The sequence below is a fragment of the Streptomyces sp. NPDC043680 genome (assembly GCF_056436685.1).
In genome coordinates this window covers 83,574-104,822 of the sequence record NZ_JBWKCE010000008.1, presented here as the reverse complement: position 1 = coordinate 104,822, position 21,249 = coordinate 83,574, and the positions used below count along the sequence as shown (strand labels likewise).

Annotated in this window: 18 protein-coding genes and 2 pseudogenes; 15 read left to right on the top strand and 5 right to left on the bottom strand. The window is 73.0% G+C overall.

Annotation, left to right across the window (positions count from 1 at the left end):
* Positions 1 to 27 precede the first annotated feature (27 nt).
* Positions 28 to 927 (top strand): annotated as a pseudogene (locus AC0666_RS18500) (oxygenase MpaB family protein); the annotation flags it as partial.
* 259 nt (positions 928 to 1,186) lie between these two features.
* Here AC0666_RS18500 and AC0666_RS18495 read toward each other — a convergent pair.
* Positions 1,187 to 2,710, bottom strand: coding sequence for a M1 family metallopeptidase (locus AC0666_RS18495; RefSeq protein ID WP_468968974.1), 1,524 nt, complete (start codon positions 2,708 to 2,710; stop codon positions 1,187 to 1,189).
* Between the two features lie 295 nt (positions 2,711 to 3,005).
* Between AC0666_RS18495 and AC0666_RS18490 the strand changes: the two genes are divergently transcribed.
* From AC0666_RS18490 to AC0666_RS18465, 6 genes are all read left to right on the top strand, one after another.
* On the top strand, positions 3,006 to 3,869 hold the full coding sequence (locus AC0666_RS18490; protein ID WP_468968977.1) for an SCO6745 family protein: 864 nt from the start codon (positions 3,006 to 3,008) through the stop codon (positions 3,867 to 3,869).
* A 113-nt stretch (positions 3,870 to 3,982) separates the two neighbouring features.
* The gene (locus tag AC0666_RS18485) at positions 3,983 to 6,394 is read left to right on the top strand and encodes a Tex family protein (protein ID WP_478707942.1); all 2,412 of its coding nucleotides are present in this window, start codon (positions 3,983 to 3,985) and stop codon (positions 6,392 to 6,394) included.
* A gap of 267 nt (positions 6,395 to 6,661) precedes the next feature.
* Positions 6,662 to 7,186, top strand: coding sequence for a hypothetical protein (locus AC0666_RS18480; protein ID WP_468968983.1), 525 nt, complete (start codon positions 6,662 to 6,664; stop codon positions 7,184 to 7,186).
* The gene (locus AC0666_RS18475) at positions 7,176 to 8,369 is read left to right on the top strand and encodes an MAB_1171c family putative transporter (protein ID WP_478707941.1); all 1,194 of its coding nucleotides are present in this window, start codon (positions 7,176 to 7,178) and stop codon (positions 8,367 to 8,369) included. Before AC0666_RS18480 ends, AC0666_RS18475 begins: the two co-directional genes overlap by 11 nt.
* Before the next feature lie 22 nt (positions 8,370 to 8,391).
* Positions 8,392 to 9,180 carry an SDR family NAD(P)-dependent oxidoreductase gene (locus tag AC0666_RS18470; protein ID WP_478707940.1) on the top strand — a complete coding sequence of 263 codons (789 nt, stop codon included), beginning with the start codon at positions 8,392 to 8,394 and terminating at the stop codon, positions 9,178 to 9,180.
* An 85-nt stretch (positions 9,181 to 9,265) separates the two neighbouring features.
* Complete coding sequence (locus tag AC0666_RS18465; RefSeq protein WP_468968992.1) at positions 9,266 to 9,820, top strand: superoxide dismutase family protein; 555 nt, start codon at positions 9,266 to 9,268, stop codon at positions 9,818 to 9,820.
* Positions 9,821 to 9,833: 13 nt separating this feature from the next.
* On the opposite strand, the gene AC0666_RS18460 is transcribed toward AC0666_RS18465, so the two are convergent.
* Positions 9,834 to 11,471 carry an ABC-F family ATP-binding cassette domain-containing protein gene (locus tag AC0666_RS18460; RefSeq protein ID WP_468968994.1) on the bottom strand — a complete coding sequence of 546 codons (1,638 nt, stop codon included), beginning with the start codon at positions 11,469 to 11,471 and terminating at the stop codon, positions 9,834 to 9,836.
* Between the two features lie 92 nt (positions 11,472 to 11,563).
* Here AC0666_RS18460 and AC0666_RS18455 point away from each other — a divergent pair, with 92 nt between their 5' ends.
* Positions 11,564 to 12,502, top strand: coding sequence for a GlxA family transcriptional regulator (locus AC0666_RS18455; protein WP_468968997.1), 939 nt, complete (start codon positions 11,564 to 11,566; stop codon positions 12,500 to 12,502).
* Positions 12,503 to 12,594: 92 nt separating this feature from the next.
* The gene (locus AC0666_RS18450) at positions 12,595 to 13,242 is read left to right on the top strand and encodes a DJ-1/PfpI family protein (protein WP_478707939.1); all 648 of its coding nucleotides are present in this window, start codon (positions 12,595 to 12,597) and stop codon (positions 13,240 to 13,242) included.
* Here AC0666_RS18450 and AC0666_RS18445 read toward each other — a convergent pair.
* Positions 13,208 to 14,002, bottom strand: a complete 795-nt coding sequence (locus AC0666_RS18445) for an enoyl-CoA hydratase/isomerase family protein (protein ID WP_468969003.1) — start codon at positions 14,000 to 14,002, stop codon at positions 13,208 to 13,210. The two genes, AC0666_RS18450 and AC0666_RS18445, sit on opposite strands and share 35 nt — an antisense overlap.
* 76 nt (positions 14,003 to 14,078) lie before the next feature.
* Here AC0666_RS18445 and AC0666_RS18440 point away from each other — a divergent pair, with 76 nt between their 5' ends.
* Complete coding sequence (locus AC0666_RS18440) at positions 14,079 to 14,270, top strand: hypothetical protein (protein WP_468969006.1); 192 nt, start codon at positions 14,079 to 14,081, stop codon at positions 14,268 to 14,270.
* Positions 14,271 to 14,400: 130 nt separating this feature from the next.
* Positions 14,401 to 14,892, top strand: coding sequence for an ATP-binding protein (locus AC0666_RS18435; protein ID WP_468969588.1), 492 nt, complete (start codon positions 14,401 to 14,403; stop codon positions 14,890 to 14,892).
* 18 nt (positions 14,893 to 14,910) lie between these two features.
* Here AC0666_RS18435 and idi read toward each other — a convergent pair whose 3' ends face one another.
* Both idi and AC0666_RS18425 read right to left on the bottom strand, forming a co-directional pair.
* Positions 14,911 to 15,510: an isopentenyl-diphosphate Delta-isomerase gene (gene idi, locus AC0666_RS18430; protein WP_361716642.1), complete on the bottom strand. Its 600-nt coding sequence runs from the start codon at positions 15,508 to 15,510 to the stop codon at positions 14,911 to 14,913.
* Positions 15,511 to 15,712: 202 nt separating this feature from the next.
* Positions 15,713 to 16,483, bottom strand: a pseudogene (locus AC0666_RS18425) (SAM-dependent methyltransferase); the annotation flags it as partial.
* Positions 16,484 to 16,908: 425 nt separating this feature from the next.
* Between AC0666_RS18425 and AC0666_RS18420 the strand changes: the two are divergent.
* Genes AC0666_RS18420 through AC0666_RS18405 form a run of 4 tightly spaced genes read left to right on the top strand, consistent with a single transcriptional unit; the run spans position 16,909 to position 21,245 of the window.
* Positions 16,909 to 18,690, top strand: coding sequence for a DUF5941 domain-containing protein (locus tag AC0666_RS18420; RefSeq protein WP_478707996.1), 1,782 nt, complete (start codon positions 16,909 to 16,911; stop codon positions 18,688 to 18,690).
* Positions 18,687 to 19,439 carry a phosphocholine cytidylyltransferase family protein gene (locus tag AC0666_RS18415; RefSeq protein WP_361716648.1) on the top strand — a complete coding sequence of 251 codons (753 nt, stop codon included), beginning with the start codon at positions 18,687 to 18,689 and terminating at the stop codon, positions 19,437 to 19,439. Before AC0666_RS18420 ends, AC0666_RS18415 begins: the two co-directional genes overlap by 4 nt.
* The gene (locus AC0666_RS18410; RefSeq protein WP_468969013.1) at positions 19,427 to 20,488 is read left to right on the top strand and encodes an iron-containing alcohol dehydrogenase family protein; all 1,062 of its coding nucleotides are present in this window, start codon (positions 19,427 to 19,429) and stop codon (positions 20,486 to 20,488) included. Before AC0666_RS18415 ends, AC0666_RS18410 begins: the two co-directional genes overlap by 13 nt.
* Entirely contained in the window at positions 20,466 to 21,245 is a 780-nt protein-coding gene (locus tag AC0666_RS18405) for a CDP-alcohol phosphatidyltransferase family protein (protein ID WP_468969016.1), read from the top strand. The genes AC0666_RS18410 and AC0666_RS18405 overlap by 23 nt, the downstream gene beginning before the upstream one ends.
* Positions 21,246 to 21,249: the final 4 nt, after the last annotated feature.

Here is a 21,249-nt window from a genome sequence, read left to right as displayed (position 1 = left end):
ACAAGCGGAGCCGGTCATACTGGACGTATGAGTACGACGGAGCCCGCCGAGCACGTTTCAGGACCCGGGACGGCGCGGCGCGGCGAGCCCGAGCCGCCGCCGCCCGGCGGGGTGCTCTGGACCATCTCCGGTGACATCCGGGCGCTGCTGATGCTGCCCGCCGCCTTCACGATGCAGGTCGCGCATCCCGCCATCGCGGCCGGGGTCGACGCGTACTCGGTCTTCCGCACGGACCCCTGGGGGCGCGGTGAGCGCTCACTGCGCTCCGTACAGCTGTGGGTGTACGGCGGCCCCGAAGCCGCCGCCGAGGGGCGCAGGGTGCGCCGGCTGCACAAGGACATCCAGGGCGTCGACACCCGGGGGCGGCGCTACCACTCCCTCGACCCCGCCTGCTACGCCTGGGTGCACGCCACCGGCTTCCCGGTCTACCTGCACGCCGGGCGCTACCTGCTGCGCCGCTTCACCCCCGCCCAGGAGCGGCAGCTGTACCGGGAGTGGCTCCAGGTGGGCCGGATCCTCGGCCTGCGCGACCGGGACATGCCTCAGAGCATCGAGGAGTACTGGCCGTACTACCGCCGGATGCTCGCCGAGGAGATCGAGCCCACCGAGGTCGCCCGCGAGCTGGTCGCCACGGACGTGCCGCTGCCGCGGCCCGAGGGCGGCCCCCTGCCGGTGCGGCTGCTGCTGCGGCTGACCTGGCCGGTGCTGCGCAGGGCGTTCCTGCGGCTTCGGGCCTTCGTCACCGTCGGCTACATGCCGCCCGACGCCCGCGCCGCCATCGGGCTGGAGTGGACCCCGGCCCAGGAGCGCAGGCTCCGGCGGTTCAGCACGGGCGTACGGCTCCTCGTACCGCTGCTGCCGGAGCGGCTGCGGTACCTGCCGCTCGCGCGCGAGGCACGGGCGCGGTGGGGGGGCCGGCGCCGCGGGGGGGGGGCGGGGGGGCCCCCGCGCCGGGTCGGGTGGGGGGGGTTGTGGTTTCGGCGGAGGGGGGTGCGGGGCCCGGTCCGGGGGGGGGGGGGGGGGGGGGCGCCCCCCCCGGCGGGCGGGGCGCCCGGGGGGGGGGGGGCGCGGCCCCCCGCGGGGGGGCCCCCCGCCCCGCCACCGGCCACGGTACCGATGGCCGATGATCGGTTGACCGCGACCGGTTGACCGCGACCGGTTGACCGGTGACCGGCCGACCGGCTGGTCAGCGGCCGTGCCGGTGCCCGGTCTCGTGGACGGTGTTCGTCTCGGCGATCTTCTTCCAGGACTTGGGCTCCACGGGCTTGGCGGCGGGCGCCTTGGCGGAGCGGGCGGTCGGCGTGGCGGCGGCCGGCGGCGCGAACGCCGGCTTGCCCGGGGTGTAGAGCCAGGTCTCGAAGAACTGGGCCAGCGGCTTGTTCGACACCTTCTCCGCGTAGCGGACGAAGTCGCCGACCTTGGCGTTGCCGTAGGCCCGCTCGGTCGGCCAGCCCTTGAGGATCTGGAAGAACTTCTCGTCGCCGATCTCGTTGCGCAGCGCCTGGAGGGCGATCGCCCCGCGGTCGTAGACCGCCCCGTGGAACTGGTTGTCCGGGCCCGGGTCCCCCGGCTTGACCTGCCAGAACGGGTCCTCGGCCGGGTGCTGCGCGTACGCCCAGTCGGCCAGCTCCTGCGCCGTGCCCTCGCCCTCCTTCTCCGACCAGAGCCACTGGCTGTAGCGGGCGAAGCCCTCGTTGACCCAGATGTCCTTCCAGCCGTCCACGGACACGCTGTCGCCGTACCACTGGTGGGCCAGCTCGTGGACGACGACCGAGACGTTCGCGCCGTTCGAGAACTGCCGCGGGCTGTAGAACGGCCGGGTCTGCGTCTCCAGCGCGAAGCCGGACGGCACGTTCGGCACGTAGCCGCCCAGCGCGTTGAACGGGTACGGGCCGAAGACGCCTTCCAGCCACTCGGCGACCTCGCCGGTCCGCTCGACGCTGGCGCGCGCCGCCCCCGCGTTGTCGCCGAGGTCCTTGCTGTACGCGTTGAGGATCGGCAGCCCGTTCGCCGTCTTGTCGGTGGTGACGTCGAACTTGCCGATGGCGAGGGTGGCGAGGTACGTGGCCTGCGGCTTGTTGGAGCGCCAGTTGTAGCGGGTCCAGCCGAGCCGCGAAGTCTGCGACTGGAGCACGCCGTTGCTGATCGCCTGCGTGCCGTCCGGGACGTTGACCGAGATGTCGAAGGTGGCCTTGTCGAGCGGGTGGTCGTTGCTCGGGAACCACCAGACCGCCGAGTCGGGCTCCTGCGCCGCGATGCCGCCGTCCGGGGTGCGCTGCCAGGCCGACCAGCCGTCGATCTTGAACTCGGAGGGCTTGCCGGCGTACTTGACGACGACGGTCGCCTGCCGGTCCTTCTGCAGCGGCTGGGCGGGGGTCACTTCCAGCTCGTGGTCCCCGGACGTGGCGAACTTGGCCTTGGCGCCGTTGACCCGGATCTCGCTGACCTTGAGGCCGAAGTCCAGGTTGAAGCGGGAGAGGTCCTGCTTGGCGGTGGTCAGCAGGGTGGCCGTGCCCTCCAGCAGGTCCGTCTTCGGCTGGTACTGCAGGCGCAGGTCGTAGTGGGACACGTCGTATCCCCCGTTGCCGCTGGCCGGGTAGTAGGGATCGCCGATACCCGGGGCGCCCGGTACGGAACTCGCCGCCGACGCCGGGATCACCAGCAGCAGGGAAGCGGCGAGCACGCTCGGGGCGATGACTTTGCGGTGCACGAAGGGCTCCAAGTGGTAGGGGAGACAGTCATGTTCTCGGTCTGGTGGCTCGACCGTATTCACGCCCGGCCCCTCACGTCATGTCCATGGCCCCTGCTGTCACACGATCGCCATTCGGCCGTCACAGGCACGCCCTCCGGCGCCGTGAGGGCCCGGATGACCGCGTGCGCGCACCGCACCGCGCGGTACGGGCACCCTGCGAGAAAGGCCAGAAAACAGCGCCTGCGCCGGGCGGGGACCGGCGTGGCGGAGCCTGGCCTGTGCGACATACTGAGCAGTCGGTAACCTGGCGGGCATGTCGATTCCCGAGTTCGCCGCCCGTCGCTGCTGGCACGCCGCGATCAACCCGCTGCACGCCACGATCTACTTCTCGCCGGATCTCGCCAAGGAGTACGCCGCCCTCGGCGTCACCGAGCGGCTCGCCGTCAACCTCGCCTCCCGCTCCGCCGCCATGGGCGCAGTCGGTGCCGGCGCCGTGACCGCGGCCTTCTACAACTACCGCCACGACTCCGTAGCCCGGCACCTGCCCGCCGTCTGGGAGACGATCACCCCCGAGCAGGCCCTCGCCGCCCGCCTGCGCGCCGCCGACCGCACCCTGCGCCGGCTGCTCGGCGAGGAGGCCGTCGCCTCCCCGGAGATCGCCGAGGCCGCCGACCTGGCCATGCGTGCCACCGAGGCCTGCACCCGGCACGCCCGCCCCCTCTACGCCGCCCACGCCGACCTCCCGGTACCCGAGGAGCCGCACCTGCGCCTGTGGCACGCCACCACCCTGCTGCGCGAGCACCGCGGCGACGGCCACCTCGCGGCCCTGCTCATCGCGGGGCTGGACCCGCTGGAGGCGCTGGTCAGCCACACCGCCACCGGCCGCGGCATGAGCCCGAAGTGGAACAGGGCCGTCCGCGGCTGGGAGCCGTCCGATCTGACCGCTGCCGCCGACCGCCTGCGCGAGCGCGGGATCCTCGACGCCGACGGCGAGCTCACCGAGGAGGGCCGGGCCGTACGGGAACGCCTGGAAGCCGACACCGACCGCCTCGACGCGGCCCCGTACGAACACCTCGGCGCGGACGGCCTGGCCCGGCTCGCGGAGCTGGGCGGCGGTTTCGTCCAGCGGGCCATGGCCGCGGGCGCCTTCCCCGCCGACCTCTTCGGCAAGGCGTAGCCTCCCCGGCGCGCCGCCCCCGGGCCCGGCGGGGCGGCGGTCCGCGCCTGCGCCGGTGCCACCTGCCACAATTGGCAGCCGTCCAGTGCAAACGAAGGCAGGCGGGACCGATCGTGACGACGTCCATCGAAGGCAGGATCGCCGAGGAGCTCGGCGTACGGGAGCGGCAGGTCAAGGCCGCCGTCGAGCTGCTCGACGGCGGCTCCACCGTGCCGTTCATCGCGCGCTACCGCAAGGAAGCGACCGAGATGCTCGACGACGCCCAGCTGCGCACCCTGGAGGAGCGGCTGCGGTATCTGCGCGAGCTGGAGGACCGGCGCGCGGCCGTCCTCGACTCGGTCCGGGAGCAGGGCAAGCTCGACGCCGAGCTGGAGGCGCGGATCAACGCGGCCGACACCAAGGCCCGCCTGGAGGACATCTACCTCCCGTTCAAGCCCAAGCGGCGCACCAAGGCGCAGATCGCCCGCGAGGCGGGTCTGGAGCCGCTCGCCGAGGGCCTGCTGGCCGACCCGTCGGTGGAACCGGCCGCCGCCGCGGCAGCGTTCGTGGACGCCGACAAGGGCGTCGCCGATCCGGCAGCCGCCCTGGAGGGCGCCCGCGCCATCCTCACCGAGCGGTTCGCCGAGGACGCCGACCTGATCGGCGAACTGCGCGAGCGCATGTGGAGCCGCGGCCGGCTCGCGGCGAAGGTCCGCGAGGGCAAGGAGGAGGCGGGCGCCAAGTTCGCCGACTACTTCGACTTCGCCGAGCCGTTCACGGCGCTGCCCTCGCACCGGGTCCTGGCCATGCTGCGCGGTGAGAAGGAGGAGGTCCTCGACCTCACCCTGGAGCCCGAGCCGCCGAGCGAGACCCCCGGCCCCTCCACGTACGAGGGCATGATCGCCCGCCGCTTCGGCGTGGCCGATCGCGGACGCCCCGGCGACAAGTGGCTCGCCGACACCGTCCGCTGGTCCTGGCGCACGAAGATCCAGGTGCACCTCGGCATCGACCTGCGCATGCGGCTGCGCGCCGCCGCCGAGGACGAGGCCGTCCGGGTCTTCGCCGCCAACCTGCGCGACCTGCTGCTCGCCGCCCCCGCGGGCACCCGGGCCACCCTCGGCCTCGACCCCGGCTTCCGTACCGGCGTCAAGGTCGCCGTCGTGGACGCCACCGGCAAGGTCGTGGCCACGGACGTGGTCTACCCGCACGTCCCGGCCAACAAGTGGGACGAGTCGCTGGCCAAACTGGCCCGCCTCGCCAAGGAGCACGCGGTCGAGCTGATCGCCATCGGCAACGGCACGGCCTCACGCGAGACCGACAAGCTGGCCGGTGACCTGATCACCCGCCACCCCGAGCTGAAGCTCACCAAGGTGATGGTCTCCGAGGCCGGCGCCTCCGTGTACTCGGCCTCCGCCTTCGCCTCGCAGGAACTCCCGGACATGGACGTGTCCTTGCGCGGCGCGGTCTCCATCGCCCGCCGCCTGCAGGACCCGCTCGCCGAGCTCGTCAAGATCGACCCCAAGTCGATCGGCGTCGGCCAGTACCAGCACGACCTGTCCGAGGTGAAGCTCTCGCGCTCGCTCGACGCCGTCGTCGAGGACTGCGTGAACGGCGTGGGCGTGGACGTCAACACCGCCTCCGCCCCGCTGCTCTCCCGCGTCTCGGGCATCAGCAGCGGCCTCGCCGAGAACATCGTGGCCCACCGCGACGCCAACGGCCCCTTCCGCAGCCGCAAGGCGCTCAAGGACGTGGCCCGGCTCGGCCCGAAGGCGTACGAGCAGTGCGCGGGCTTCCTGCGGATCCGCGGCGGGGAGGACCCGCTGGACTTCTCCAGCGTGCACCCCGAGGCCTACCCGGTGGTGCGGGGCATGGCCAAGACCGCGGGCAGTGAGGTGGCCGCCCTGATCGGCAACACCGCGGTCCTGCGCTCGCTGCGCCCGGAGCAGTTCGTCACCGAGGCCTTCGGCCTGCCGACGGTCACCGACATCCTGCGCGAGCTGGAGAAGCCGGGCCGGGACCCGCGCCCCGCCTTCAAGACGGCCACGTTCAAGGAGGGCGTCGAGAAGATCGGCGACCTCGCGCCCGGGATGATCCTGGAAGGGGTCGTCACCAACGTGGCGGCCTTCGGCGCCTTCATCGACATCGGCGTCCACCAGGACGGGCTGGCGCACGTCTCGGCCCTGTCGAAGAACTTCGTCAAGGACCCGCGCGACGTGGTCAAGCCGGGCGACATCGTCCGCGTCAAGGTCGTGGACGTCGACGTTCCGCGCAAGCGGATCTCGCTCACCCTGCGGCTGGAGGACGAGGCCGACCGCACGGCGGCCGCGCCCCGGCAGCGCGAGGACCGGCAGGAGCGGCGCGGCGGCGGCCGTCCCCCGCAGCAGCGCGGAGGCGGCCAAGGCCAGGGCGGTGCCCGCCGGCAGGCAGGCGGCGGCCAGGGCGGTCAGGGACAGCGGGCCGGCGCCCCCGCCCCCGCCAACAGCGCGATGGCCGACGCCCTGCGTCGGGCCGGCCTCGCCGGTCCCGAGGAGCGCCGCAAGCGGTAGGGCGGCGGGCGGTGCTCGCGGTGCGCGCGGGCGCCGGCACACCGGCAGGGTTGGCTGAATAGTCACCTCGTACGGGGGCATACCTTGCCAAGTCCCGTACAAGATCTGTAGGCATGGTGGAACGCCCGTTCGCCCTCCGGCGGACGGGCGTCCGTTCCCCCCTCAAAGCCCGCACTCCCAGAGGCCGCCTTGAAGGCACAGGACGTCATGCCCATGCCACAGCACGCCTATCGACGCTGCCCGCGAAAGGGTCCGAAGAGGGATCACATGCCCCACGCGCAACACGGCCTCCGCAAACGGTGCGAGAAGATCCTCGGCCGACTGGACATGCCCCACCCCTTCTCGCTCGACGCGCTGTGCGACCGGATAGCCCAGGGCCGCGGCCGCCCCATCCGGCTGCACCCGCTCCCCAAGGAGGCCGCGGAATCCGGCGTCTGCGGGCTGTGGGTGGGCACCGACCGGGTCGACTACGTCTTCTACGAGGCCCAGACCACCCCGCTGCACCGCGAGCACATCGTCCTCCACGAGCTCGGGCACATCCTGTTCGGCCACCACTCCCTGGAAGGGGAGGAGCCCGCCGAGGGTGCCCCCGTCATCCTCGGGCGCACCAACTACACGACCCGCCAGGAACAGGAGGCGGAGATGCTCGCCAGCATGATCCGTATCCGTACGGCGGGCCCCTCCCCGGCCTCGCCCGCCGAGATCAGGGGCACCCTGGCCCGACTGGAATCGGCCATGGGCTACGAGCGCAGCCACACCCGCGCCCAGGAGCGGGGCCACCGTGGCCAGTGACCTCACCGCCATCGGCGACTGGCTCGCGGTACCCAGCGTGGTGTGCCTGTGGATCGCGGTCCTGCTGCGCGCCCCGGGCGCCCTGCGCCTGCCGCAGCAGCGCGGCCTGTGGCTGGCGGTGGCGACCGCCGCCGCCGCGATGACCCTGAACCTCCCCGACGTGATCGCCTACGCGACGCGCGACGCCGACTACGCGCACGCCGTCAGCCTCGTCCGCAACCTGATCGGCGTGCTCTCGGCGGGAGCCGTGCTCTACTTCGTGGCTGCCGCCACCCGGGGACGCACCCTCCAACTCGCCGCCTGGATGGGCACGGTCGCCTGGCTGACCACCCTCCTGATCCTGGACATGGCCGTGCCCGCGCACGGGCCCCACACCATCCCGCCGCACGGCGACCCGGTGCCCTCCCTCGCCTACTGGCTCTTCCTCATCGCCGCGCACCTCCTCGCCAACATCACCTGCGTCAGCCTCTGCGGCCGCTACAGCCGCCGCACCGGGAGCCGGGGCCTGGCGGCCGGCCTGCGGCTGTTCGGCCTCGGGACCGCCCTCGCCGGGGCGTTCTGGTTCGTGTACCTGCTCAAGGCCCTGTTCGGCAGCACCTGGGCCATGCCGGCGCTGCCGCTGCTGATGAACCTGCACGGGCTGCTGCGCGCCGCCGCGATCCTCGTCCCGACCCTGTTCACCCTGCGCCGTACGACCACGGACATCGCCACCGCCTGGCGGCTGTGGCCGCTGTGGCACGACCTCGTCCAGGCCGTCCCGCACGTCGCCCTCACCAAACCGCGGGCCGGCCGGGTCGTGGAGCTGCTGTGGCCGCCGGTCCCGCGCAACCTGCTCGTGTACCGCAAGGTCATCGAGACCCGCGACGCCATCCTGATCCTCGGCGAATACGTCGCCCCCGGCGTCCCGGAGCTCGCCCGCAGCCACGTCACGGTCAGCGGGATCCCCGAACAGCGGCGCACCGCGGCCGCGCTGGCCTGCGTACTGAAGGAGGCGCGGCAGGCGAAGCTCGCCGGGCTGCCGGTCCGGCCGGGAGGGGCCGCCGAGTGGGAGCTGCCCGCCGCGATGCAGACCTCCGCCGAGGGCGGCGGCGTGGAGGACGAGGCCCGGTTCCTGGTGGACGTGGCCCAGGCCTACGGCTCCCCGGCCGCCGCCGGCTTCACCCCGGAGCCCGTGAACCCCTGAACCCGCAGGAAGTGAACGCCCCTTGACCACCGTTCTGATCACCGGGGCCAGCGCCGGACTCGGCGCGGCCTTCGCCCGCGGCTTCGCGGCCAAGGGCTGCGACCTCGTCCTCGTCGCCCGTGACAAGGACCGCCTCGAAGGCCTCGCCCGGGAACTGGGCCGCGCCCACGGCACGGTCTGCGAGGTGCTGCCCGCCGATCTGCTGGAGGCGGGGGAGTGCGCCGCGGTCGCCGAGCGGCTCGCCGACCGGGCCCGGCCCGTGGACATCCTGGTCAACAACGCGGGCTTCGGCCTGCCCGCGCCGTTCCCGTACAGCCCGGTCGAGGACGAGGAGCGGATGCTCGACCTGCTGGTCAAAGTCCCGCTCCGGCTCACCCACGCGATCCTGCCGGGGCTGCGCGAGCGCCGCCGGGGCGCCGTGCTCAACGTCTCCTCGGTCGCCGGACTCCTGCCCACCGGGACCTACGGGGCCGCCAAGGCCTGGATCACCGCGTTCAGCGAGTCGCTGCGGGTGGACATGGCGCCGTACGGGGTCCGGGTGCTGGCCGTGGTGCCCGGGTTCACCCGCACCGAGTTCCAGGCCCGCGCCGGAATGGACGTGAGCGGCCTGCGCGACGCGGTGTGGCTGGAGCCGGAGGACGTCGTGGCCCGGGCCCTGCGCGACCTGGCCCTGCGCCGACCGGTGAGCATCACCGGTCGCCGCTACCAGGCCTACGCGTTCGCCGCCCGGCACCTGCCCCGCGGCTTCGTGGCCCGCCGGATGGCCCGCACCCGCCGGGCCCCCGCACAGGAGCCGCCGGAGATGCGGTGACGGTCGGCCCGGGCCAACCTGGGCGGGGGAGGAGGGAAGCTCGGCAGGGAGGGGACGTCCGGGTCCGCATCACAAGGAGTCCAAGGTGTCCTTCCTCGCGTCAGTTCTCGCTGCCGCCATGGCCATGTCCTCGCCCCTCGTCGGGCGCGTGGACCAGGGCGTGACCGTCGACGAGCCGTTCCGGGCCGCCGGCGGCCCGACGACCCACCGGGCAGTGACCTTCGATCCGCAGGCGATCCCCGTCGGCGGCACGGTCCGTGTCACCGAGCGCCTCGGCCAGGACGGCACCCACGTCGAGCTGTGGATCCGGGGTGCGGAGGCGAACCGCACGTTCGGTGCCCATGTGCACCGGAAGGCCTGCGGCAGCGTGCCCGGCGACTCCGGGCCGCACTACCAGGACGCCGAGGATCCGGCCCAGCCCTCGATGGACCCCGCGTACGCCAACCCCCGTAACGAGGTGTGGCTCGACCTCAGCACCGACGGGCGCGGCCACGGCGCCTCCGCCTCCACCGTGACCTGGCGTTTCCGTCCCGGCGAGGCCCGCTCCGTGGTGATCCACGAGCACCCCACCGGAACGGCACACGGCACGGCCGGCGTGGCCGGGAACCGGCTCGCCTGCGTCAACGTGCCCTTCGCATGACGCGCCCCGAGGCCTACAGCTCGACGACCTTGCCGTCCGCGACCTCCAGGCGGCGGGTCACGTGCACCGCCTCCAGCATCCGGCGGTCGTGCGTGACCAGTAGCAGCGTGCCCTCGTACGCCTCCAGGGCCGACTCCAGCTGCTCGATCGCCGGGAGGTCCAGGTGGTTCGTGGGCTCGTCGAGGACCAGCAGGTTCACCCCGCGGCCCTGGAGCAGCGCGAGGGCCGCACGGGTGCGCTCACCCGGCGAGAGCGTGGCCGCGGGGCGCAGTACGTGCGACGCCTTCAGGCCGAACTTGGCCAACAGCGTGCGCACCTCGGCCGGCTCGGTGTCCGGAACGGCCGCGCAGAAGGCCTCCAGCAGCGGCTCGCCGCCGAGGAACAGTCCGCGCGCCTGGTCGACCTCGCCGATCAGCACGCCCGAACCGAGGGCGGCCGCGCCGGAGTCCGGGGCCAGCCTGCCGAGCAGCACCGCCAGCAGCGTGGACTTGCCCGCGCCGTTGGCGCCGGTGATCGCCACCCGGTCCGCCCAGTCGATCTGCAGGCTGACCGGGCCGAAGTCGAAGTCGCCGCGCCGGACGGCCGCCTCGCGCAGGGTGGCGACCACCGAGCCCGAGCGCGGGGCCGCGGCGATCTCCATCCGCAGCTCCCATTCCTTGCGGGGCTCGTCGACGACCTCCAGCCGCTCGATGGCGCGCTGCGTCTGGCGGGCCTTGGCCGCCTGCTTCTCGCTGGCCTCGCTGCGGAACTTCTTGCCGATCTTGTCGTTGTCGGTGGCTTTGCGGCGGGCGTTCTTGACGCCCTTGTCCATCCAGCCGCGCTGCATCTGCGCCCGGCCTTCGAGCGCCGCGCGCTTGTCCGCGTACTCGTCGTACTCCTCGCGCGCATGGGTGCGCGCGCGTTCGCGCTCCTCCAGATAGGCGTCGTAGCCGCCGCCGTAGAGGTTGATCTGCTGCTGCGCCAGGTCCAGTTCCAGGACCTTGGTGACGGTCCGGGTCAGGAACTCGCGGTCGTGGCTGATCACGACCGTGCCCGCGCGCAGCCCCGTCACGAACCGCTCCAGCCGCTCCAGACCGTCCAGGTCCAGGTCATTGGTCGGCTCGTCGAGCAGGAAGACGTCGTAGCGGGAGAGCAGCAGCGAGGCGAGGCCGGCGCGGGCCGCCTGCCCACCGGACAGGGCGGTCATGGGCAGGTCGAGCCCCACCGCCAGGCCGAGGTCGTCGGCGACCTCCTGGGCCCGCTCGTCGAGATCGGCGCCGCCCAGGTTCAGCCACTGGTCCAGTGCCGTCGCGTACGCGTCGTCCGCGCCCGGCGTGCCGTCCACCAGGCCCTGGGTGGCCGCGTCCAGCTCAGCCTGGGCGGCGGCCACGCCCGTACGCCGGGCCAGGAACTCCCGCACGGACTCGGCGGCGCGCCGCTCCGGCTCCTGGGGAAGGTGTCCGACGGCCGCGGCGGGCGGGGAGAGCCGCAGCTCACCGGCCTCGGGCCGGTCCAGGCCGGCCAGCAGGCGCAGCAGGGTGGACTTCCCGGCGCCGTTGACGCCGACGAGACCGATGACGTCGCCGGGCGCGACGACGAGGTCGAGGCCGGCGAAGAGGGTGCGCTCACCGTGCGCGGCGGTGAGGTTCTTGGCGACGAGGGTTGCAGTCATGGTCCGCCGATCCTATCCGCGGCGGCGGGCATGGCCGTAAAGGTGGGAAGCCCGTCATTGCAGCCGCGGAGAAGACCTCACACCATGGGGTCATGTCGTTGCGAAACGTGCTCGTCCTCCTCTACGACGGGGTGCAGAGCCTGGATGTGACCGGGCCGGTGGAGGTCTTCGCCGGCGCCCGGCGCTACGCGATCCGCACGGTCTCCCCGGGCGGCGCGGCCGTCCGCACGAGCAGCGGGCTGACGCTGGTGCCGGACGGGGAGCTGGAGGCCGAGCGGCCGGGGCCGGGGACCACGGTGCTGGTGCCGGGAGGCCGGTACACCGGGGACTTCGAGCCGCGGCTCACCGACTGGCTGCGCGCCCACGGGGGTGGCGCGGAGCGGCTGGTGTCGGTGTGCACGGGCGGGCTGCTGCTCGCGGAGGCGGGACTGCTCGACGGGCGGCGGGCCACCACGCACTGGAACGCCTGCGAGCAGATGGCGCGGGACTATCCGGGGGTGGCGGTGGAGCCGGACCCGATCTACGTCCGGGACGGCCCGGTCGCCACCTCCGCCGGGGTGACGGCGGGCATCGACCTGGCGTTGGCCCTGGTGGAGGAGGACCACGGCAGGGACCTCGCGCTGACGATCGCCCGCCATCTGGTGGTGTTCCTGCGGCGGCCGGGCAACCAGGCGCAGTTCAGCGCGCAGCTGGCGGCCCAGACGGCCCGCCGGGAGCCGCTGCGGGACGTGCAGCACTGGATCACGGAGCACCCGGGCGAGGACCTGAGCGTCGAGGCCCTGGCGGCCCGGGCCCGGCTCTCGCCCCGGCACTTCGCCCGGGCCTTCCAGGCGGAGACGGGCGTGACGCCGGGGCGGTACGTGGAGCGGGTCCGGGTGGAGCACGCGCGGCGGCTGCTGGAGGAGACGGAGGACGGCGTTGCCCGGATCGCGCGGTCCTGCGGCTACGGCACCCCGGAGGCCCTGCGCCGGGCCTTCCTCAAGACCCTGGGCCAGCCGCCGACGGAATACCGCCGCCGCTTCGGCCCCTGACCACCCGCCGGTGCCCGGCCGGCCGGGCGTACCCAGGCGGGCCGCTCCGTCGGAGCGGTGGACCACAGCACCACACCCACTCAGGAGAAGACATGCAGATCGCCTTCTTGCTCTACGACGGCTTCACCGCCCTCGACGCCATCGGCCCCTACGACACCCTCGGCCGCCTCCCCGGCGCCGAGACCGTCTTCGTGGCCGAGCGGCCCGGGCCCGTGCGCAACGATGCGGGGTCGCTCGCCCTCGTCGCCGCCAAGGCGCTCGACGAGGTGCCCCGCCCCGACATCGTCCTCGTCCCCGGCGGCCCCCACCCCGAGGTGGAGATGGCGAACCCGGCCGTCCTCGACTGGCTGCGCGCCACCGACGCCACCAGCACCTGGACCACCTCCGTCTGCTCCGGCTCGCTCCTGCTGGCCGCCGCCGGGCTGCTGGAGGGCCGCCGGGCCACCTGCCACTGGCTGTTCCTCGACCGGCTGCCCGCCTTCGGGGCAGAGCCCACCGGCGAGCGCGTCGTCTTCGACGGGAAGTACGTCACCGCGGCCGGGGTGTCCTCCGGCATCGACATGGGGCTCGCCCTCCTCGGCCGGATCGCCGGGGACGAGTACGCCCAGACGGTGCAGCTGATGACCGAGTACGACCCCGAGCCGCCCTACGACGCCGGTTCGCCGGACAAGGCGCCGGCCGAGCTCGTGGCGCGCCTGCGCGCCGTCAATCCCCTGACGTCCCCGTCGGGTTCCAGGTGAACGACGGTGTGCGGCGTTCCAGGAAGGCGGCGACCCCCTCCGAGGTGTCGCCGCTCGCCGCCGCCTGACGCGCCCAGTGACCGTCGCGGTCCGTCCGGCCGTCCGCGAACTCCTTGGCCGCGGCCTGCGTCAGCCGCGAACGGCTCGCCAGGACACGGGTGAAGTCCGCGACGCGCTTGTCCAATTGTCCGCCCGGCACCAGCTCGTTCAGGAAGCCGGCCCGCAGCGCGTGCTCCGCGTCGATCAACTCGGCGGAGAACAACAGGTACTTGGCGGTGGCCGGGCCCACCAGCGCCGCCAGCCTCCGGGTGGACGAGGAGGGGTAGACGATGCCGAGCTTCGCCGGGGTCACCCCGAAGGACGCCCCCTCCTCGGCGAAGCGCAGATCGCAGGCCGCGGCCAGTTGGCTGCCGCCGCCCACGCAGAATCCGCGGATCGCCGCGAGCGTGGGCTTCGGAAAGGCGGCGAGGGCCTCCTCCGCCGCCACCGACAGCGCCTGCGGATCCTCGTCGCCCCGCAGGGAGGAGATGTCGGCTCCCGCGCAGAAGGTCGGTCCGGCACCGGTCAGCACGAGCACCCGTACGGCCGGATCGGCCGCCAGGCCCGCCAGCAGGGGCGGGAGCGCCCGCCACATCGCCGCCGTCATGGCATTGCGCTTGGCGGGGTGGGCGATGACGACGGTGGCGACCCCGTCGGCAACGGAGTGCCGGAGGCCCGCTTCGGGGGCCGCGTCGGGGGCTGCTTCCGGGGCTGCGTCCATGCGCCGGATGCTATCCCGGGCCGCCGATCCTGCGATCAAGGTGATCCGGGCCGGCTGTCCCGGCAGTAGTCTCCACGTGATCGGAACCTTCTTCTTCCTCGCCCTGTTGTTCGACGGGCTGAGGCTGGTGGCCCTGAGCCTGGGCGCCCGGCGCATCCTGGGCCTGGTCAGGGAGGACGAGGTGGCGGCCGACCGGGCCGGTGTCGTGGAAGGGCCCGCCGCGGCCGGGAAGCGGCCCGGAGAAGATCAGGAACAGTCGCACAACTGACGCTGTCATACGCCAGCGGTCAGAATGTGCCCGAATGACGCCGAGTTCTGGTCACCGGTCCGGCCCGGAGCAGCCCGTTCCCCACTCTGGACGCGTGGAGACGATCGAGCGTGAAGACGGGGGCCGGAACATGGACGTCAGCGGGAGTGTCCCGCCAGCCGAGCTGGGCGAGCCGGAGCCCCCGGTCGGCCCTCTCGCGTACGAGGGCGTGTGGCGGTTCACCGTGCCCGCTGTAGAAGAATCCGTTCCGCAGGCCCGCCGCGCGGTCCGCGACCTGCTCGGCCGCCAGGGCGTCCCGGCCGACCGCGACCTCGTGTACGCGCTGCTGCTGATCGTCTCCGAACTGGTGACGAACTCGGTGCGGCACGCGGCGCTGCTCTCCCCGGAAGTCGCGGTCGAGGTCGCCATCGGCCGGGAGTGGGTACGGGTGGCCGTCGAGGACAACCACCCGTACCGGCCCAAGGCGCTGGAGGCGGATTTCGGCCAGACCGGCGGCCGGGGCCTGCTCCTGGTCCGGGAGACCACCCGGGAGTCCGGCGGGGTCTGCGACGTCGAACACACTTCGACGGGCGGCAAGGTCATCTGGGCGGCGCTGCCGCTCACCACATCCGGGCGGCCCTGAGCACCGGCCCCGTACGGGCTACCAGCCCGCCGCAGCCCCGGTCAGCTCGCGGATCGCGGGTCGAGCCGCGTCCAGCACCGTCATGAACCAGGCCGAGAACGGCGCCTCTGCATGCCGCTTGGCGAGCTCCTCGGCGGTCACGAACGCCGTGTCGCCGATCTCCTGCGGATCCGGGCGCAGCTGCGCCTGCGCGAGTCCCACGAACAGGTGGTTGTACTCCTGCTCCACCAGGCCCGAAGCGGGGTCGGGGTGGTTGTAGCGCACCGTCCCCGCCTCGGCGAGCAACGAGGGCGACAGGCCCAGCTCCTCGTGCGTGCGCCGGGCCGCCGCCGCGAAGGGCGATTCGCCGGGGTACGGGTGACCGCAGCACGTGTTCGACCAGACGCCCGGGGAGTGGTACTTCCCGAGGGCCCGCTGCTGGATCAGCAGGCGGCCCTGCTCGTCGAAGAGGAACACGGAGAAGGCCCGGTGCAGCTGCCCCGGAGCCTGATGGGCGGAGAGTTTCTCCGCCGTGCCGATGGTGTTGCCGGACTCGTCGACCAGTTCGAGCATGATCGGTTCTTGAGTGCCGGTGCCGGGGGACGCGGTGTTCGCGGCGGTGGCTGGTGTGGTCGGCATACCCATCCTTCGCTTCGGACTTCGGCCTTCAGTCTGCCGTACAAAAGAGGCTTGTCCCCACTTCGGCGATCCGCGCATGTCTGTCCCCGCCGCGTGCTAAAGCGGCGGGGGACAGGACGCGAGAGGGGGTGCCGGGCACGGCCCGGCACCCCCTGCGGCGCCGTCAGCGGCGGGTGCCGCCCGGGGTGCCGTCGGCCGTCTCGGGCCGCAGGACATAGCCGGTGTAGCCGTACTCGTGCCCGTGCCGCGCCCGTACGTCGAGCTCTTCGCGTACGGAGGCCAGCGCGGCCGCGGCCGCGCTGGCCTCCGAGGCCCGGGCGGCCCCGGCCACCCGTTCGCCCAGCGGGCCGTAGTACTCGGCCCAGTCGGAATCCGGCTGGCGGTGGACGCCCAGCACCCGGTACCCGGCCGCCCGGGCGGCGGCGAGGTTGCGCGGGCCGGAGCGCAGGGCGTACTGGGGATCCCAGAAGGCGCGGGCCCCGGCCGAGGGCTCCTCGACCGTCCACTCGCACTCGGTCACCACGAGCGTGCCGCCGGGGGCGAGCAGCCGCTTCCACCCCGCGAGCGCGGTGTCGAAGCCGATGCAGTAGGCGGAGCCCTCCGCCCATACGAGGTCGAAGGAGCCGTCCGCAAAGGTGAGCTCGCCCATGTCCGCCTTGACGGGGTGGACGCGGTCGGCGACCCCGCGGCCCGCGGCGGCCGTGCGGAGTTCGTCGAGGAAGCCCTCGTACAGGTCGACGGCGGTCACCTCGGCGCCGCCGGCGCCCGCCACCTCGGCGAGGAGCAGGGCGCTGCGGCCGGGACCGCAGCCCAGGTCGAGGACGCGCGGCCGCTCGGGCAGCGGTCCGCACAGCGACAGCAGGTGCCGCGTGGTCGCGTCGGAGCCGGGCGACTGGCGGGGCAGGCCGCGGTGGAGTGTGAGGAACGCGTCGAAGAATTCGGCGCGGGTGAAGCCGGAGTCGTTGTCGGTCAACGTGAACCCTCGGGAACGGGGGCTCCGGCCGACCAGAGGACACCCCAGCGGAGGCTGGGGGATGGATCGGCGATGCGATCAGGCCTGGCCGGACGCCCGGAGGAAAGTGGGGAATACGGGGAGGTACCGGAGTTCGCCGCGCTCGGCAGCGACCACTGCGACGGTCATCGACCCACCTCTTTCCCCACGGGGTGCTTCCTGTGTTCCACAGCGCGTTCGACCTTAACATCCAGGCGGTTTGTCGTGCCCGGCGTGATCGTCAATGATGATCGCTCCGGCGGCGCCGAAGCCCCGGATTATTCGGCTTATCGGGGAGTAAACGGGTGATGAACCCCTGCTTCCATTCATCCGATAGCCTCTGCCGACGTGCCGCCGCCCCCGCGCGGCGTCGCCCGTCCCGTGTTCGCTGCAAGGAGTGAGTTCGTCTGTCGACCGTCATCCTCACCGGCCTGCCGGTCCCCGGATCACCGCTCACGGACGAGCTGCGCTCCCTCGGCTTCGACGTCCGCCCCGCCGCCGGCCCCGAAGAGACCGCCGCGGCACTGGCCGGCGTACCCGCCGACCAGCGGGTGGCCGTCGTGGACAGCGCCTTCGTCGGGCATCTGCACGCGCTGCGGCTCGCCCTGACCGACCCGCGCTTCGACGCCTGCGCCGTGACCGGCGCCCTCGCCGTCCAGCCGGGGGCCCGCGCGGCCCTCGACAAGGCCGCCGCGCTCCCGCCGACGTCCCTGGAGGGCTCCGGCCCGTACCCGGACCGGCTCGCCGACGCCGTCGAGGCGGCCGGGACCGCGGTCCAGCGCCCCGAGCTCGGCAGCCTGGTCGCCGCCGTCCCCGCCACCGCCCAGGAGCGTGAGGCGGCGGCCGCCGCCGTGGCCGCCGTGGACGAGGAGGCCGTGCGGCTGCGCAGCGCCGTGAAGTCCCGCGACGGCTTCTTCACCACGTTCTTCATCAGCCCGTACTCGCGCTACCTCGCCCGCTGGTGCGCCCGACGCGGACTGACCCCGAACCAGGTCACCACCGCCTCGCTGGCCACGGCGCTGATCGCCGCCGGCTGCGCCGCCACCGGCGAGCGCTGGGGCTACGTCACCGCCGGTGTGCTGCTGCTGGTCTCCTTCGTCCTGGACTGCACCGACGGCCAGCTCGCCCGCTACTCGCTCCAGTACTCGACGATGGGCGCCTGGCTCGACGCGACCTTCGACCGCGCGAAGGAGTACTCCTTCTACGCGGGCCTCGCGCTCGGCGCAGCCCGGCACGGGGACGACGTCTGGGCCCTGGCACTCGGCGCCATGATCCTCATGACCTGCCGGCACGTCGTGGACTTCGCCTTCAACGAGGCCAACCACGACGCCACCGCCAACACGAGCCCGACCGCCGCGCTCTCCGACCGGCTCGACAGCGTCGGCTGGACCGTCTGGGTCCGGCGGATGATCATCCTGCCGATCGGCGAGCGCTGGGCCATGATCGCGGTGCTGACGGCCGCGACCACCCCGCGCATCGTCTTCTACGCCCTGCTGATCGGCTGCGCCTTCGGCGCGCTCTACACCACCGCCGGCCGGGTCCTGCGTTCCCTGACCCGCAAGGCGAAGCGCACCGACCGGGCCGCCCAGGCCCTGGCCGACCTCGCCGACTCGGGCCCGCTGGCCTCGGCCGCCGCCACGCTCGTCAAGGGCCGGCCCGTCGCCCCGCTGGCGATGACCCTCGCCGGCTCCGTACTCCTCCTCGCGGGGGTGCTGCTGAACGCGTTCGGCACGCCCTGGCTCGTCGGCACCGCCGTGTTCTATGTCATGGCCACCGGCGCGGCCGTCTCCCGCCCGCTCAAGGGGGCCCTGGACTGGCTCGTCCCGCCGCTGCTGCGGTGCGCCGAGTACGCGACCGTGCTGGCGCTCGCCGCCAAGGCCGACGTCCCCGGGGCCCTTCCGGCCGCATTCGGACTGGTCGCGGCGGTCGCCTACCATCACTACGACACGGTCTACCGCATCCGCGGCGGCTCCGGTGCACCGCCGAGGTGGCTGGTGTGGACGATCGGCGGGCACGACGGCCGGGTCCTGCTGGCCGTGGTCCTGGCCGCCGTCCTGCCCCGTGACGCGTTCCCCGTCGCGCTCACGGCCATGGCCGTGTCCGTGGCACTCGTGGTGCTCGCCGAGAGCATCCGCTTCTGGGTCTCCTCCGGGGCACCCGCCGTACATGACGAAGGAGAACCAGCATGATCGGCCTTGTACTCGCTGCCGGTGCCGGACGCCGCCTGCGTCCCTACACCGACACCCTGCCCAAGGCCCTCGTGCCCGTCGGCCCCGAAGGCGACGAGGAGAGCCTGACGGTCCTCGACCTGACCCTCGGCAACTTCGCCGCGGTCGGCCTCACCGAGGTCGCGATCGTCGTCGGCTACCGCAAGGAGGCCGTGTACGAGCGCCGGGAGGCCCTGGAGGCCAAGTACGGCGTCAAGATCACGTTGATCGACAACGACAAGGCCGAGGAGTGGAACAACGCCTACTCCCTGTGGTGCGCCCGTGACGTCCTGGGCCAGGGTGTGATCCTCGCCAACGGCGACACCGTCCACCCGGTCTCCGTCGAGCAGACCCTGCTCGCCGCCCGCGGCAACGGGCAGAAGATCATCCTCGCCCTCGACACGGTCAAGAACCTGGCCGACGAGGAGATGAAGGTGGTCGTCGACGGCGAGAAGGGCGTCCAGAAGATCACGAAGCTGATGGACCCGGCCGACGCCACCGGCGAGTACATCGGTGTCACCCTGATCGAGCCCGAGGCCGCCCAGGCGCTCGCCGAAGCCCTGAAGACCACCTTCGAGCGCGACCCCGACCTCTACTACGAGGACGGCTACCAGCAGCTCGTGAACGACGGCTTCGTGATCGACGTGGCTCCCATCGGCGACGTCAAGTGGGTCGAGATCGACAACCACGACGACCTCGCCAAGGGCCGGACGATCGCATGCCAGTACTGACGAGGCTCATCCCCTCCCCGGTCGTCGTCGACATCAGCCGGGGCGCGATGGACGACCTGGCCGGCCTCCTGGCCGACCAGCGGATCTCCGCCTCCGGCAAGCTGGCGATCGCGATCAGCGGCGGCTCCGGCGTGGCGCTGCGCACCAAGCTGGAGCCGGTCCTGCCGCACGCCGACTGGTACCCGGTGGTGGACGGCACCATCGACTCCGCCGTCAAGCTGGCCGACGACATAAAGGGCCGCCGCTACGACGCCGTGGTGGGCCTGGGCGGCGGCAAGATCATCGACGTGGCGAAGTACGCCGCGGCGCGGGTCGGGCTGCCCATGGTGGCCGTGGCCACCAACCTCTCCCACGACGGCATCTGCTCGCCGGTGTCCATCCTGGACAACGACAACGGCCGCGGGTCCTACGGTGTGCCGACCCCGATCGCGATGGTCATCGACCTCGACGTGATCAAGGAAGCGCCCGTACGGTTCATCCGCGCCGGCATCGGCGACGCGATCTCCAACATCTCGGCCATCGCCGACTGGGAGCTCTCGCACCGCCTGACCGACGAGCCGGTCGACGGCCTGGCCGCCGCCATGGCCCGCACCGCGGGCGAGTCGGTGCTGCGCCACCCCGGCGGCTGCACCGACGACGAGTTCCTCACCGTGCTCAGCGAGGCCCTCGTGCTCTCCGGCATCGCCATGTCGATCAGCGGGGACACCCGCCCCTCGTCCGGCGCCTGCCACGAGATCAGCCACGCCTTCGACCTGCTCTACCCGGGGCGCTCCGCGCTCCACGGCGAGCAGGTGGGGCTCGGCGCCGCCTTCGCCATGCACCTGCGCGGAGCCGCGGACCAGTCCGGCCTCTTCGTGGAGGTGCTGCAGCGCCACGGACTTCCCGTACGGCCCGAGGAGATCGGGTTCAGCGTGGACGAGTTCGTCGCGGCCGTCGAGTACGCCCCCCAGACCCGCCCGGGACGCTTCACGGTCCTGGAGCACCTCAACCTGTCCGCAGCCGAGATCAGGGACGCTTACGCCGACTATGCCAAGACCATCCGTAGCTGAACTCCGGCCCGTCGTCCACCCGGCGGGTGTGAAGGACCGGCGCAGCGGCGAGCACTGGGGCGGCCGCCTGTACATGCGCGAGATCTCCCTGCGCATCACCCGCTTCCTGGTCACCACGAAGGTCACGCCCAACCAATTGACCTACGTGATGACCCTGGCCGGTGTCCTGGCCGCCCCGGCCCTGCTGGTGCCGGGCGTCTGGGGCGCCGTCCTCGGCGTGGTGATGGTCCAGCTCTACCTGCTCCTCGACTGCGTGGACGGGGAGGTCGCCCGCTGGAAGCAGCAGTTCTCGCTCTCCGGGGTGTACCTGGACCGGGTCGGCGCCTACCTGTGCGACGCGGCGGTGCTGGTCGGCTTCGGCCTGCGCGCCGCCGACCTGTGGGGCAGCGGCCGGATCGACTGGCTGTGGGCCTTCCTGGGCACCCTCGCGGCGGTCGGCGCCATGCTGATCAAGGCCGAGACCGACCTGGTCGGCGTCGCCCGCCACCAGGGCGGGCTGCCGCCGGTGAAGGAGGCGGCCGCCGAGCCGCGCTCCTCCGGCATGGCCCTCGCCCGCCGGGCGGCGGCCGCGCTGAAGTTCCACCGGCTGGTCCTCGGCATCGAGGCGTCCCTGCTCATCCTGCTGCTGGCCGTCCTGGACCAGGTCCGCGGCGACCTGTACTTCTCCCGGCTCGGCGTCGCCGTCCTCGCCGGCATCGCGATGCTCCAGACGCTGCTGCACCTGGTGTCCGTCCTCGCGTCGAGCAGGCTGCGGTGAGCGC

Coding starts and splice junctions, on each gene's coding strand:
- AC0666_RS18435 (WP_468969588.1), top strand. CDS start 14,401: ATGGACGTCAGCGGGAGTGTCCCGCCAGCCGAGCTGGGCGAGCCGGAG.
- AC0666_RS18405 (WP_468969016.1), top strand. CDS start 20,466: ATGCCAAGACCATCCGTAGCTGAACTCCGGCCCGTCGTCCACCCGGCG.
- AC0666_RS18450 (WP_478707939.1), top strand. CDS start 12,595: ATGCAGATCGCCTTCTTGCTCTACGACGGCTTCACCGCCCTCGACGCC.
- AC0666_RS18455 (WP_468968997.1), top strand. CDS start 11,564: ATGTCGTTGCGAAACGTGCTCGTCCTCCTCTACGACGGGGTGCAGAGC.
- AC0666_RS18445 (WP_468969003.1), bottom strand. CDS start 14,002: ATGGACGCAGCCCCGGAAGCAGCCCCCGACGCGGCCCCCGAAGCGGGC.
- AC0666_RS18490 (WP_468968977.1), top strand. CDS start 3,006: ATGTCGATTCCCGAGTTCGCCGCCCGTCGCTGCTGGCACGCCGCGATC.
- AC0666_RS18480 (WP_468968983.1), top strand. CDS start 6,662: ATGCCCCACGCGCAACACGGCCTCCGCAAACGGTGCGAGAAGATCCTC.
- AC0666_RS18415 (WP_361716648.1), top strand. CDS start 18,687: ATGATCGGCCTTGTACTCGCTGCCGGTGCCGGACGCCGCCTGCGTCCC.
- idi (WP_361716642.1), bottom strand. CDS start 15,510: ATGCCGACCACACCAGCCACCGCCGCGAACACCGCGTCCCCCGGCACC.
- AC0666_RS18460 (WP_468968994.1), bottom strand. CDS start 11,471: ATGACTGCAACCCTCGTCGCCAAGAACCTCACCGCCGCGCACGGTGAG.
- AC0666_RS18410 (WP_468969013.1), top strand. CDS start 19,427: ATGCCAGTACTGACGAGGCTCATCCCCTCCCCGGTCGTCGTCGACATC.